At 34.4% G+C, this 13,615-nt stretch carries 12 protein-coding genes and 2 tRNA genes; 1 reads left to right on the top strand and 13 read right to left on the bottom strand.

Annotated elements, in window-relative coordinates; genetic code table 11:
* Positions 1–149: 149 nt before the first annotated feature.
* A complete protein-coding gene (locus MTP08_RS00825; protein WP_243576663.1) occupies positions 150–2,195 on the top strand; it encodes a prolyl oligopeptidase family serine peptidase in 2,046 nt (681 codons plus the stop codon).
* 79 nt (positions 2,196–2,274) lie between these two features.
* Here the strand turns inward: MTP08_RS00825 and MTP08_RS00820 are convergent, their stop codons facing one another.
* From MTP08_RS00820 to MTP08_RS00760, 13 genes are all read right to left on the bottom strand, one after another.
* Positions 2,275–2,988: an ABC transporter ATP-binding protein gene (locus MTP08_RS00820; RefSeq protein WP_243576662.1), complete on the bottom strand. Its 714-nt coding sequence runs from the start codon at positions 2,986–2,988 to the stop codon at positions 2,275–2,277.
* A 4-nt stretch (positions 2,989–2,992) separates the two neighbouring features.
* Positions 2,993–4,459, bottom strand: a complete 1,467-nt coding sequence (locus tag MTP08_RS00815) for a DUF5687 family protein (protein WP_243576661.1) — start codon at positions 4,457–4,459, stop codon at positions 2,993–2,995.
* Positions 4,460–4,549: 90 nt separating this feature from the next.
* Complete coding sequence (locus tag MTP08_RS00810; protein ID WP_243576659.1) at positions 4,550–4,849, bottom strand: hypothetical protein; 300 nt, start codon at positions 4,847–4,849, stop codon at positions 4,550–4,552.
* Positions 4,850–5,100: 251 nt separating this feature from the next.
* Positions 5,101–6,942, bottom strand: coding sequence for a M1 family metallopeptidase (locus MTP08_RS00805; RefSeq protein ID WP_243576658.1), 1,842 nt, complete (start codon positions 6,940–6,942; stop codon positions 5,101–5,103).
* 78 nt (positions 6,943–7,020) lie between these two features.
* Positions 7,021–7,158, bottom strand: a complete 138-nt coding sequence (locus MTP08_RS00800) for a hypothetical protein (protein ID WP_243576657.1) — start codon at positions 7,156–7,158, stop codon at positions 7,021–7,023.
* Positions 7,159–7,163: 5 nt separating this feature from the next.
* Positions 7,164–7,499 carry a hypothetical protein gene (locus MTP08_RS00795; RefSeq protein WP_243576656.1) on the bottom strand — a complete coding sequence of 112 codons (336 nt, stop codon included), beginning with the start codon at positions 7,497–7,499 and terminating at the stop codon, positions 7,164–7,166.
* A gap of 409 nt (positions 7,500–7,908) precedes the next feature.
* Positions 7,909–9,600, bottom strand: coding sequence for a DUF6909 family protein (locus MTP08_RS00790; protein WP_243576655.1), 1,692 nt, complete (start codon positions 9,598–9,600; stop codon positions 7,909–7,911).
* 223 nt (positions 9,601–9,823) lie between these two features.
* Positions 9,824–10,702 carry a ferric siderophore ABC transporter substrate-binding protein gene (locus MTP08_RS00785; RefSeq protein ID WP_243576654.1) on the bottom strand — a complete coding sequence of 293 codons (879 nt, stop codon included), beginning with the start codon at positions 10,700–10,702 and terminating at the stop codon, positions 9,824–9,826.
* A 36-nt stretch (positions 10,703–10,738) separates the two neighbouring features.
* A complete protein-coding gene (locus MTP08_RS00780; RefSeq protein WP_209391251.1) occupies positions 10,739–11,134 on the bottom strand; it encodes an ExbD/TolR family protein in 396 nt (131 codons plus the stop codon).
* A 9-nt stretch (positions 11,135–11,143) separates the two neighbouring features.
* On the bottom strand, positions 11,144–11,848 hold the full coding sequence (locus MTP08_RS00775) for a MotA/TolQ/ExbB proton channel family protein (protein WP_243576653.1): 705 nt from the start codon (positions 11,846–11,848) through the stop codon (positions 11,144–11,146).
* Between the two features lie 295 nt (positions 11,849–12,143).
* Positions 12,144–12,218 (bottom strand) — tRNA-Val (locus MTP08_RS00770).
* 33 nt (positions 12,219–12,251) lie between these two features.
* Positions 12,252–12,326: transfer RNA gene (locus tag MTP08_RS00765), tRNA-Val, on the bottom strand.
* A 44-nt stretch (positions 12,327–12,370) separates the two neighbouring features.
* Positions 12,371–13,615, bottom strand: coding sequence for a bifunctional folylpolyglutamate synthase/dihydrofolate synthase (locus MTP08_RS00760; RefSeq protein ID WP_243576652.1), 1,245 nt, complete (start codon positions 13,613–13,615; stop codon positions 12,371–12,373).

Genomic DNA, 13,615 nt, shown 5'->3' with positions numbered 1-13,615 from the left:
TGTTAGATTAAAATATTAGGCTTCTCCAAAAGGAAGCTTTTTTTATTCCCGCAACTTTCCGTATTTTTGGTAAAATCCTCTAAGATGAATTTTAAACCAATCTTATTAACAGCTGGAGTATTGTTTTCAGCTAATTTTATGCTCAGAAAATGCAATATCCTAAAGCTATCAAGGGAAATCAAACCGATACTTATTTCGGAACCGCCGTTACCGATCCGTACAGAGATTTAGAAAATGATTCTGAACCCACCAAAAAATGGGTAGATGAAGAAGTAGCTTTCAGCCAGAATTATTTGTCTAAAATCCCATACAGACAAGAAATTGTAAAGCAGCTTACCGACATTTGGAACTACGAAAAAATAGGCGCTCCTTTTAAAGAGGGAAATTATACTTATTACTATAAAAACAACGGTTTACAGGCTCAGTCTGTTTTATACAGAACCAATAATAAGACAAGAGCAATTGAAGTATTTCTGGACCCCAATAAATTTTCAGAAAAAGGAACTACTTCACTTTCAGGACTTTCTTTCAACAAAAAAGGAAATCTTGCGGCCTACTCCATTTCTGAAGGCGGAAGCGACTGGAACAAAATTATCGTTATTGATGCTGTTACGAAGAAACAAATTGACGAAACCATTGTAGATGTTAAATTCAGCGGAATTTCATGGTTGGGTGATGAAGGTTTTTATTATTCCAGCTACGACAAGCCGAAAGAAGGAACAGTACTTTCCGGAATGACCGATAAACACAAGGTTTATTTTCATAAACTGGGAACAAAGCAATCCGAAGACAAACTTATTTTTGGTGGAGAAAAAACACCAAGAAGATATATTGGAGCTGGAGTTTCGGAAGATCAGAGATATCTAATTGTTTCCGCAGCCAATGCAACGAATGGAAATGAGCTTTACATTAAAGATTTAAAAAAAGGAGGAGATTTTGTTCAGATTAATAAAGGGTTTGATATTAATGCCAGTATTGTTGATACAGATGGTGATACGCTTTATATTTTTACCGACAAAGATGCTCCGAATATGCGTTTGGTAAAAACAACAATTCAAAATCCTTCTCCTGAAACATGGAAAGATGTAATTCCTGAAACTGAAAATGTACTGGGAATTTCCGGAGGTGGCGGATATTTTTTCGCAACCTATATGATTGATGCTATTGATCAGGTAAAACAATTCGATAAAAACGGAAAACTGATCAGAGAAATTATTCTTCCCGGAAAAGGAAATGTAGGTGGTTTCGGTGGAAAAAAATCAGAAAAAGAGCTTTATTATTCTTTCAGCAACTATATTACTCCGGGAACCACCTATAAATTTAATGCAGACACCGGAAAATCTGAAGTCTATCAAAAACCAAAAGTAAAATTCAACCCTGAAAATTACGTTTCTGAACAGGTATTTTACACTTCTAAAGACGGGACAAAAGTTCCGATGATGATTAATTATAAAAAAGGAACAAAGCTGGACGGGAAAAATCCTACCATTCTTTATTCTTACGGGGGCTTTAATATCAGTCTGCAGCCTTCTTTTTCTGTGGTAAATGCTATCTGGATGGAAAATGGAGGAATTTACGCTGTTCCGAACATTCGTGGAGGCGGAGAATACGGAAAAAAATGGCATGACGCAGGAACGAAAATGCAGAAGAAAAATGTTTTTGAAGATTTTATTGCAGCAGGAGAATATTTACAGAATAAAGGCTATACGTCAAAAGAATATATGGCACTTTCCGGAAGATCCAACGGCGGGCTTCTTGTAGGAGCTACGATGACGATGCGTCCTGATCTGGCAAAAGTTGCTTTCCCCGGAGTTGGAGTTTTGGATATGTTGAGATACAACAAATTTACCGCAGGAGCAGGCTGGTCTTATGATTACGGAACTGCAGAAGATAACAAAGAAATGTTTGATTATCTGAAATCGTATTCGCCAGTACATAATGTAAAGTCTGGAGTGTGCTATCCTTCGACGATGATTATTACGAGCGATCATGATGACAGAGTGGTTCCGGCGCATTCCTTTAAATTCGGGGCAGAATTACAGGAAAAACAATCTTGTGCAAATCCTATTTTACTGAGAATTGAGAAAAATGCAGGACATGGAGCAGGGAGAGCTACAGACCAAATCATCAGCGAAAATGCAGATTTAATCTCGTTTGCTTTATATGAAATGGGAATCAGAAAACTGAATAAGTAATTTCAAATAAAATCCATAAAAAAGCTAGACAGAATTCATTTTTGTCTAGCTTTTATTTTGTCGAAAATCCGGCTTAGTATTAGTCGATTACACTTACCTGATCTGCAAAATATTGTTCTAAATCTCTTAAAGTTTCCGGACTTGTTTGTATATCTTTTACCAAACGGCCTTTATTTACTACCACAATTCTGTTGCAGACTTCGGTTGTATGAGAAAGATCGTGACTGGAGATTAAGAAAGTAACACCACTTTGCTGAGACAAAACTTTAATTAAATTTTTCAGTTTAATTTGAGTGGAAGGATCCAGATTGGCAAAAGGCTCATCGAGAATAATTAGTTCAGGATTTCCTATAAGAGCTCCCACAATTCCTACTTTTTTCTGGTTTCCTTTGGATAAATCTCTTACATATTTACCTGAATTTAAAATTTCACCGCTAAAAAGATCATGAAACTGCTTAAGAAATTCATCAACAGAAGCTTTATTCTGACCTCTTAATTCGCCAATGAAATAAAAATATTCTTCTGGAGTTAAATAGCCTATTAAAAAACTATCATCTACAAAAGCAGAAACTTTGGATTTCCACGCTTCAGATTCATTTACTTTTATATCGTCTATCTTTACAAACCCCGAAGTTGGCTGAATTAAATCGAGCATCAAACTGAAAAGGGTGGTTTTTCCTGCCCCGTTATTTCCTACCAAACCAAACGTTTCGCCTTTCGGGATTTCGAGATTTTCAATATTAAGAACCGTAGCTTTTCCGTAGGTTTTAGATAAATTCTGTATTGTAATCATTGTACTAATCTTTATTTTTAAATGCTTCTATGGTAGAATATTTTTCGCGCTTGTACTGCTTAACGATAATATCAAATATTTTCTCTCTGAGAAAGAAACCTATCATTCCTAAAATTGCGATACTTATTACCGCGGCAGTCATTCCGTAAAAATATTTTGTAATCCCGAATACCGCCATCGGGAGTAATAATTTGGGAATCAGCAGTAATAAAGCTTTCAGATTAAAACTATTCTTCTGCCCCATTCTTTTTTCCTTGGAATTAAGATCTATCTGCGTTTTGTTGTAAGCTCCAGACCACAGTGTAAACTGAGAATTTACGCCAATATTGTACAATCCTGCTGCAAAAAAAGTAACATAGATTTCCCACCCGATAAAAGCATAAAATAGGGCCAAAATCATGGAAACAGCAGTCACAATAATCATGAGCCACCATTTTGCTTTAAGATATTCTTTGTACGGAACATTAAGCGTCATCATCAACGGATAATACGAACTGTCGAAGGCAGGAACCCGCTGCCCAAAAAGAAACTGAAATCCTCCAGTTACAAACAATCCCATGAACATCATCATATAAGGCGTTTTATAAACAGGCGAGGTAAACATTAATAAACCATAAAAAGTGAACATAATACTTCCGAAGAGAATACTTTTGGTCATTTTATTCCTACGGAGCATTTTTATATCATTATTGATAAATGTTCCCAAAGAGCCATATTTGTTTAAAAAAGCAATATTTTCAGTTTTTCCGATTTCTTTTTTTAACTCTAAACCCTGATCGAGATAAAATTCTTTTAAAATATATCGGTAACATAACTGCCAAAGCAAGATAAACAGAGCGATGGGAATTAATGCAAAAAACGGACTCTCGTAAAAGCTGTAAAAAACCTTAGCAGAGTAATCTAAAATAGAAACTACATGATAATATTCTAAAGCAGATAAAACAGCTATCGCAACTCCTACTGCAACCGCAACTTTTTCTTTTCCGTTAATAAAAATATTGATGAAATTATTAAGATAAAGCAGAGAAGAAATCCCGAGAAACCAAGCCAAAACTCCAACAAAACTATATCCATTAAATAGAAGAATGGCCGAAAATGTAATAAAAAACCAAGAATTCAGCCAACTGAAAGGGGAAAGAAAGGTTTTTACCAGAGTATAATTTACCAGAGATCTTTTAGGAATATTTAAGGTAAGAAAAGGCTTAATATTCTGTGAAGAAATCTGCTGCATCATATATTTAAGAATAAGATCTGCCACCCAAACGATGACAATAAACCTGGATACTACCTTCAGAGGATCCTGCTCCATATTCTCATTGATATAAAAATAAGCGAGAAATGCTCCGCCGATAAAATATAAAATGAAACAAATGATTCCCAGAAAACGGAAAATCTTCATGGCAAGATTAATCCCTAAAGAATTCCCCCGGAAAAAACTTTTAATCTCTAATCTCAGAAATTTTAAAAACATGCTGTATTCCTTTTAAATATTAGTAAAGATAATTTCATTATTGTTACATTTTCTTAATTTCAATATTCAATTATTAAAAATTACACCCATTTAAGACTTATGTATTAAATAACCTTCATCATGAAATTCTACTGTTAGATTAGGATGTTCATCATTTTTTGAAATAACTGTTAACACATTTCCATTCAAATTAACCGAACTGTAATCTTTTATTGCCAATTTTTCTAACTCAAAAGTTTTGATATTGATAATTGCAAGAAAATTTGTGTGTTTATCAGCATACACAACAATTAAAAATTTGTTACAAAATTGAATAAAACGACATCCGCCATAAGAAAAACCCATAGAATTTACAGAAACTTTCCATTCGAGCGTAAAATTTTTGTTCAATTTTAATTTTACAACATCTAAGCCTACCTCATTATTTTCATACCAAGCTAATCTATCTTTTTGAAAAGCAATATTATACTTAGAAACGAAATGCTCTGCTCCAAAAGTATTTTTCCAAACAATTTCATCCTCCTTTAGTTCTCCTTTGCTAAAGTCTATTTCTTCATAAACTAATTTTAATAATTCTTGCTTATCTATACTTTAAAATTAAAAACCCCCAAAATATAAATTTCAGGGGTCATCTTTATGAATTATTTTACCTCAACAAAATTATCTGCAGGGTTTACATCTGCCATTCTTTGGCTGAAATCTATTCCTAAAACTTTAAGCTGAGATTTGGTGTAAGGAACTGTTAACGTATATTCTTTCTGTGTCCAAGGCCAGTATTTCAAAGTAGTGAAATCTCCGTATGCATCCTTAGTTTTCCAGGTACGTGTCATGTTTAAAGGAATGTAATACTGAATTACTTTATTATCGCTCGTTATCACAGAAAAATCAATCGGCATGGGAACCTGACTATTATTAACTAAAGTTATCGTTGTAGATTTATCATCGTATTTTACATCTTTAATTCCATAATCAATGGTTTTCGTGGTATTGATCCAATAATGCTGAAACCATTTCAGATCCATCCCGGAAATTTGCTGTGCAATATGCAAGAAATCTCTGTCTGTAGGATGTTTCAGGCTCCATTCTTTAAAATACTCCTGCATAATTTTGGCTAAATTTTCTTCGCCCACAATGTATCCCAACTGAACCAGATACAATTCTCCTTTCACATAACTAGCATAAGAATATGCCGTTCCGTTATCGTGATGATCTCCCAGCCAAACAGCAGGTTCTTCTATTCCTCTTTTAATGAAATTTCTATACGCATCAATTTTTTCAACAAAAGGATTGGGTCTGTTGTCTTTAGGCGGAAACAATTCGTGCATCACAATACTTTCTGCGTAACTAGTGAAACCTTCATCCATCCACGGACGCATAGACTCATTAGTAGCCAACATTTGCTGATACCAGGAATGTGAGCCTTCGTGAACCATTAATCCCATTAACTCTTCAACACTTTCTGCTTCACCTAAAATCATAGTACACATCCCATATTCCATTCCGCCGTCTCCTCCCTGAATGAAAGCATAAGAAGGGTAAGCATATTTCCCGAACCGGGAATTCATAATCTGGAAATATTTTGTGACATAAGGTTTTGCTTCACCCCAAGCTTTCGTTTTATCATTTTTCTGATAAACAAAAAATACTTTCGGGCCTTGCGGAACCTCAAAACTTTCTACAGAATACTCTCTGTCTGCCGCCCACGCAAAATCCAGCATATTTTTGGCAGACCACTTCCAGGTTGCTTTGTTTTTATCGGCTTTAATTTTTGCTGAACTTTCGTAGCCTTTTACTTCTGAAGGATTCAAAAGTGTTCCTCCAGCTCCTACTACATAGTCTTTATTGATTTTAATCGTTACATCAAAATCTGCAAACGGTGCATGAAATTCTCTTCCAACATAATCGAAAGTTGCCCATCCGTCGTAATCATATTCTGCGATTTTCGGATACCATTGCGTCATGGTCATATCCACACCTTCCCTGTTATTTCTTCCTGATCTTCTAATTTGTTGAGGAATTACAGCATCCCATTCCAATGTAAAATTAGTTTTAGAATGAGGCTTAACAGGCTCTGCCAAATAAACTTTCATAATGGTTTCCTGAATTTCAAACTTCAGGTTTTTCCCGTTTTGTTTAATCCAGTGAATGTTTTGTGAGCCTTCTTCATTTTTAGGAATTGCAGCCAGCCTGGAAATTCCGTTTTTTTGCAACCTTGAATCACCATTTTTCCCCTGTCCGGCAACTCTCTGATCCATCATAGAATTGGGTTTGAAGGCATTCCAGTATAAGTGAAAGTAAACAACTTTTAAGTCATCCGGGGAATTGTTGGAGTACTCTAAGGTTTGGGTTCCGTTGTAGGTAAAATTTTCTGCATTTACATCAATATCCATTTTATATTTTGCAAATTGCTGATAATACGCCCCTTGTTGAGCCTGAAATTGCATAAAAATAAATGCAAACAAGATTACAACTGATTTTTTCATTTAATTTTTTATTTGTCTAAAGGTATGTAAATTTTAAAACAAGATAAAATAGGAAGCTTGAGACACTTTATTAAAACATCAGTGTTTATGAGAATTATTGATTATCTTTTTCAACAAAGTAATCTGCCCTAGATGCTCAATCATGCCATCAATATTTCTTAGATAAGTTCCGTACTTTTCATCAGCAAAATTCTCATTCATTTTAGAATCGGGCATTTTTTCTAATAATGAAGCAAATTTTTCAGAATTTTTCCAAAGTTTATCCAAAGTTTATCCAATAGATCTTGCCAATGTTCCTGAGATTCAATTGGTGGAAGATCAAAGCTGTACACATCCCTGATTTCTAAATTTCCCCCTTCGAAAACATTTACTAAACCTGAAATATAATAATCAATATGAAAAGTAAGCATTGCAATAGTGTTTAGCTCTCCAACTCTTGTGGTTGCCTGTTCCCAGGATATATCCGAAAGCTGGTCTTTAAAATTGGTATTGGCAATCCATCTTCCATCCAAAATGACTTCTCTGAATCTTTTGGCTAATTGTAATGTTGAACTCATTTGTTTAATTTTCTTCTAAATATAATGTGAGTTAGGGATAAGAAATATTTTAAATAGTTTAAATAGTTCTGATATTCAGATATTAATTATTTTATCGCAAAGAAAAACAAAGAGAAGTTTACTTTTTGAAATGCTTTTAAGCTATACAAAGGCACTTTGTTTAGGAAAATAACACAAAGTTTTGTGTTTACTTTGCTAAGTTATACGCCTTGGTTTATCTTAAACATATGTAAATCAAAAATTTTAATCTTTTGTTTAGCTTTGCGTTTTATAAATCTTTATCCCGAACTCAGGTTAAATATAAGTTTTTCTTAACAAATTTCATGAATGAGAAACACATTTCTGACCATAAAAAAATCCTCCAAAATTCTGAAAACTTTGAAGGATTGATTTATTAAAAATGTAAAATTTATTTCTTGTCAGAAACCTCTTTCTTTCCGCTTTGCAAAATCTTTTCTAAGATTCTTAGAGTAATCAGATAGGTAGGTTTCACTCCTGTTAATCCCAAACCGCCTGAAGAAAGTGTAGCACCCGTTTCCAAAGGATTATCTGATGCATAGTAAGCATAACTTACGAAAAGATCCGGTGCAATATGATGTCTGATTTTTGAGGCAACCTGAATGGCTTTCTGATAATGAGCTCCTTCCATTTCCAGCCCAATAGCCTTCCAAGAAGTATTCATAAAATAAGAAAGGATATCCCGGTTTTGAAGGGATGTTCCTAAAACGGTAATCATCGGTCCTTCAAAAGCTCTTAATTCATCATCCTGAAAATCATCCAGTTTTAACGCATTTTCAAAAGGGTAATTGTCTGCAGTTCCTTCAAAGATATGGGCAGTTGGGATCATAATATCCCCTTTTCCACCAGCAAGAATACCCGCTTTTCCCATAATTGAAACAGATTTTACTTTCATCATATAAACTTCTCCTTTATGTTCAAAAGGTCTTAGAAGTTCATCCATAATTTCATACGCCTGTTCTCCGAAAGCATAATCAAAAACCAAAACTACATCATCACCACTGAACTTGGTATGACTAAACGGTGTATTTTTAAAATCAATTTTACTTAAATCAATAATCTGAACATCAATATTGCTTCCCGTATTGTCATCAATATAAATTAAACCCTGTTCTAAAGAATATTTTAAAACTTTATCTCTAAGATCTTTTTTGTTTGAAATCTCTTCATACAGTTTGTAATCTACCTCTTTGCTTTGTTTTTTCTTGAGAGCATCATTGGCATACAGCATATTTTTCACCGAATGCATGTTCGCAGAAATAATGTGCAACGGTCGCATGTGGAGATTATTTTCAAACAAAACTTCTTTTACTTTATGAGCCCATTTTTCACCAAAATAATGATGCCCCACTCTTTCTTTCAGAATTGCACTGAAATAAATCTCTCTTTCGCGGATCTGTTTTGCATCTTCCAAACTTACTTTTGCCAAATGGTAGATGATTTTGAATAATCTGTCGGGATTATCGTCTTCGCCAAAAGTGTTATAAGCGTTTAAAGTTTCATCGAAGGTTCTTCCTATTAAAGAAGATAAATGAATCAGGGCAACCTCTTTCTCTTTTCTGCTGAATTTCTTCTCGCCTTTTACTACTTCTTCAATAATTTTGAAGGCTCTGGTTGGCTTCCAGTTTTCATCCTGAATAAATGCAAGGTTTCTTATTTTATCTGCTTCAATAAAAAGAAACGTTAAATGGGTAAGAATATCATAAATTTCGGAACGTCCCAAAAGCACCTCAATGTTCATTTGGTGCTCGTCTATTCTGTAACAGTTTCTTCTTCTTTTTTTAGGGACAATTGGCTCAAAGCTTCCTTTATCAAAACCTTCATCCGATGTAAGATGAATGAATGCACACTCTTCTATCCCTTCTGGAAGTCTGTCTAAAACATACATCAAACCATCCAATTCCAATTTGCTTGGAATACTCATGGTACCGTAAATTTCCGGATTGATCGTCTTCAACAAACTTCTAATGCTTTCTCCTGAAACTCCGCTCGGCTTGAAAAAACCTCTATAAAACAGGTGTCTCATAGAAATGTAAAGTCTTTCAATTGCCTCGGTGGTTTCTCTTGCTCTAGAATTTGTCATATATTTAAAATTTTTATAAAAAGTCTGCTAAGTTACGAAAAATATTTTTAATATTTTAAATCACTAAAAATTAACCACTTAACAATGATTAAAATACAATCCTTTAGTTTTTATGAATTTTTAAAATTAAGATTTTGGGGAATAAACTGAAAGATTTTCAGAATAAGTTTTTATTAATATTATATTGAATAAAAAAACTGCCCCGAGGGACAGTTATTATATTTTAGAAAGTAATATTGTAACTACCGGTTGATGATACCGAAGCTTTTTCAGCTTTTACATATTTTTTTACCCAACCGACCGAAGTGGAAACAATGCAGGGATCCGAAATCCCTCCCGATCTCCTCGCAGAAACAACATTTCCTGCCTTGTCTACTGTATATGAAATAGTTATAGATCCGCTTCCTGAACAATTATGACTCGGTTGCGCACCTCCTCTTCCCATTGTTCCAGGAATATATCCCACCAACCTTCTGTCGATGCCAATTTTACTATCACCATTTCCATCTCCTCCCAAAGGATCGCCGGCATTACCTATTCCTTTTCCAGTACCTTGACCTCCAGCTTTTGTACCTCTCCCATTTAATAAATTTCCAATAGCTGCAGTTCCTTTGCCATCGCCTACACCTATTTTAGAATTTGCGGCATTAGAAGATGGCTTTGCACTTTTAAGAGTCGAACTTGCAGAAGATTTGCTATTTGTTTTCGATTCTTCTTTTTTAGGTACTGTAAGTTTTGTATTATTTCCGGTAATAAAGTGGTCTTTAGCTTCAGTTTTTTTTAGTTCTGGCTTAGGTTCGGGATTTATAATGGTTTTAGGCTCAGACACCTTATTTTCGATAGGTTCAGGAGTATTTTCAATAGCTTTAGCCGCCAAACTCCCTTCTTGATTTGCGGGTTCTTCAATGCCTGACCCGTTTCTGTTATCTCCGAAATTAACCAGCATTGTTGTAATTACTTCCGGCTTCTTTTCAGGCTCACTAGGTTTCATTTTGTAGATAAAAACAAATAATAAGACAGCAGACCAAATTAACACAGAAAGCACTGCACTTTTAATCTTATCCTTATATTCTTCGTTTTTATTTATTGTATAACCTTTCATTTCTATTTATTGCATCAAAAATACAGATTTAAGCTATTATTCTTTTACCGTGGCAATAGCAATGCTAAGTTTATGTTTTTCGGCTATTTCCATTAAGAAAACAACATCTTTATGCATTGTATTTTCATCTGCTCTTATCGTAAAAGATTGAGACGATTTATTCTGCAAGTCGTTAATTATCGTTTGTTCTACCAATTCTTTTTTAACAGGTTTATCGTCTACATAATAAGAACCGTCAGATTTCACACTTACCGTCATCGGATTCGAGATATTATTTTCCACACTTGCCGTTTTTGGCAAGCTTACATCTATCGCACTTTGGTTTGCCGCCGAAGAGGTAATCATAAAGAAAATCAGCATCAGCAAAATAACGTCGGTCATTGCTGCTAAACTGAATTCCGGATGCGCTTTGTTTCTTCTTTGAATTTTCATCCTTCGCGATTATAAAGGTTTATTGATAATATCTAAAAATTCTCCAGAAATATTCTGAGCTCTCAAAATAAATTTATCTATTCTTGTAAGCAGAAGATTATAGAAAAAGTTTGCAGGAATTGCCACTGCCAAACCAACAGCAGTCTGTCCCAATGCCGTATAAATACCTTCCGAAAGTGTTTTTGGAGAGAATGCATCTTCCGAGTGAGACAAATCAAAAAAAGCAATAATCATCCCGATAACAGTTCCTAAAAGCCCCAACATAGGCGCAATACTTGGTACAGCCGCCAAAAGATTAAGATTTTTTTCCATATTGGCGACTTCCACCTGCGCTTGAGATTCCATTGCACTTACAATATCTGAAACAGGTCTTCCCAATCTCGATATCCCCTTTTCTAGGATACGGGATTCAGGAGAATTCTGGGTCTTACAATAATCTGCTGCTGCTTCAATCTTTCCGTTTCTTATGAAATCTTCAATATTATTCATAAAATTAGAATCGGTTTTGGAAGCCATTCTCCTGATGAAGAAAAACCTCTCAAAAAAAAGATAAACAGAGAAAACACCCAACAAAAGAACTGTTACCATTACAATTTTCGCAAAAGGACCACCATGAAAAAGGATTTCCCAAAATGAAAATTCAGTTTTTTTGATTGTAACAGCAGGCGTTACTGCCTGTGCAAACACAAGTTGTGTAAGTTCGGTTAATAGCATTACAAGATTATTTACTATAGTTTAAACGACAAAAATAAACGAATATTATCAAATTTTATCTTAAAATAAGCTTAAAAAAACACAAATTTTAAACCCCATCACCCTAAAAAGCAAATTTCTTTCCAAAAATATTGAAATGAAATACAAAAGTTGGCAATCTAAAAGTACGCCTTGAAATTAAAAATATTGAGAATTTAAAAAGAATGTTATAGAAGAGCCAATCTTCTACAAACCCAACGAATAAAGGAAAATTACGGAAATAAAAAAGTCTCCTAATAAATTAGAAGACTTTTTGTGGGTCCTGAGGGATTCGAACCCCCGACCCTCTGGGTGTAAACCAGATGCTCTGAACCAACTGAGCTAAGAACCCGAATTTTTTTGAAAGGTTTCGTTTCCTTTTCTGTGGGTCCTGAGGGATTCGAACCCCCGACCCTCTGGGTGTAAACCAGATGCTCTGAACCAACTGAGCTAAGAACCCTCTTTATCGTTGTTTCCTCGATTAGAGTGGTGCAAATATACGACTTATTTAGAAATCTCCAAATTTTTTTCTAAAAATTCTCCTACAACAAAATTACTTCCTCCGATAAAAATCATTTCATCATCTTTACATTCCTGTTTTGCAGAAAGATAGGCTTCTTGTACCGAATCGAAAATTTTATAATTAATTTTTGCTTTTTGTAGTAAATCTTTATAATCTTCAGGGTGTCGGCCACGATGAATAGAAGGTTTTGCAAAATAAAATTTAGAATTATTGGGAAGAATCCCCATCACTTCTTCAATTTTCTTATCATTAACAAAGCCTAAAATAACATGCTTATCCTTATTAATAGAATTTAATTGAGAAAAAACATATTCTAAACCAGCCTGATTATGCCCCGTATCACAAATCGTTAAAGGATTCTTAGAATATTCAAACCAACGACCTATAAAACCTGTATTTTCATGAACTTTCAACAAGCCTTTCTCTATATTTTCTTCAGGAATATTAACATTTAACTGCTTCAACTGCTCAACCAAACCCAAAACAACGCGAATGTTTTTCTTTTGATAATCTCCTTTTAAATCGGACACCAATAAAGTTTCTATTTTCGTGGCATCTATCAATAAGGAATGTTCTTTTTCAGCTTTAGCTTTAATAATGTTTTTTACTACCATATTTTCATCTCCGGAAACCACCGGAATTTCCGGCTTAATAATCCCAGCTTTTTCCGCTGCAATTTCTTCAATGGTATCTCCCAGAATATTCTGATGATCCAACTGAACATTTGTAATTGCACAAACCAGCGGCGTAATGATATTGGTAGAATCCAGTCTTCCACCCAAACCAACTTCAATAATAGCAAAATCTACCTTCTTCCGAGAAAAATATTCGAATGCCATAATGGTTGTAAATTCAAAAAAAGATGGTCGGATATCTTGCGGAAGTTTTTTCAATTTTAAAATAAAATCATAGACAAATTGTTTATCGCAGTTTTTTCCATTTACTTTAATCCTTTCTGTAAAATCTATAAGGTGAGGAGAATTGTACAACCCAACGTTGTAACCCGATTCCTGAAGAACAGAAGCCAGCATATTGCTTGTAGAACCTTTACCGTTGGTTCCTCCAATATGAATACAGCGGATTTTTTCTTGTGGATTTCCAAAAAAACTACAGAGTTTTTTTATATTATCTAATCCTGGCTTATACGCTTTTTCACCTTCAATCTGATAATTGGGAGCCTGCACAAAAAGCCATTCTACTGCCTCTTTATAGTCTAGATTTGTCAT

It is taken from the genome of Chryseobacterium oryzae (genome assembly GCF_022811665.1).
Classification (GTDB): Bacteria; Bacteroidota; Bacteroidia; order Flavobacteriales; family Weeksellaceae; genus Chryseobacterium; species Chryseobacterium oryzae.
This window is presented reverse-complemented; position numbering and strand designations above follow the sequence as displayed.

Bases quoted from the DNA above. Each gene is read 5' to 3' on its own strand.
- MTP08_RS00780 (WP_209391251.1), bottom strand. From the start codon at position 11,134: ATGAAAATTCAAAGAAGAAACAAAGCGCATCCGGAATTCAGTTTAGCA.
- MTP08_RS00800 (WP_243576657.1), bottom strand. From the start codon at position 7,158: ATGCCCGATTCTAAAATGAATGAGAATTTTGCTGATGAAAAGTACGGA.
- MTP08_RS00820 (WP_243576662.1), bottom strand. From the start codon at position 2,988: ATGATTACAATACAGAATTTATCTAAAACCTACGGAAAAGCTACGGTT.
- MTP08_RS00775 (WP_243576653.1), bottom strand. From the start codon at position 11,848: ATGCTATTAACCGAACTTACACAACTTGTGTTTGCACAGGCAGTAACG.
- MTP08_RS00815 (WP_243576661.1), bottom strand. From the start codon at position 4,459: ATGTTTTTAAAATTTCTGAGATTAGAGATTAAAAGTTTTTTCCGGGGG.
- MTP08_RS00790 (WP_243576655.1), bottom strand. From the start codon at position 9,600: ATGACAAATTCTAGAGCAAGAGAAACCACCGAGGCAATTGAAAGACTT.
- MTP08_RS00805 (WP_243576658.1), bottom strand. From the start codon at position 6,942: ATGAAAAAATCAGTTGTAATCTTGTTTGCATTTATTTTTATGCAATTT.
- MTP08_RS00825 (WP_243576663.1), top strand. From the start codon at position 150: ATGCAATATCCTAAAGCTATCAAGGGAAATCAAACCGATACTTATTTC.
- MTP08_RS00785 (WP_243576654.1), bottom strand. From the start codon at position 10,702: ATGAAAGGTTATACAATAAATAAAAACGAAGAATATAAGGATAAGATT.
- MTP08_RS00760 (WP_243576652.1), bottom strand. From the start codon at position 13,615: ATGACAAATCTAGACTATAAAGAGGCAGTAGAATGGCTTTTTGTGCAG.
- MTP08_RS00795 (WP_243576656.1), bottom strand. From the start codon at position 7,499: ATGAGTTCAACATTACAATTAGCCAAAAGATTCAGAGAAGTCATTTTG.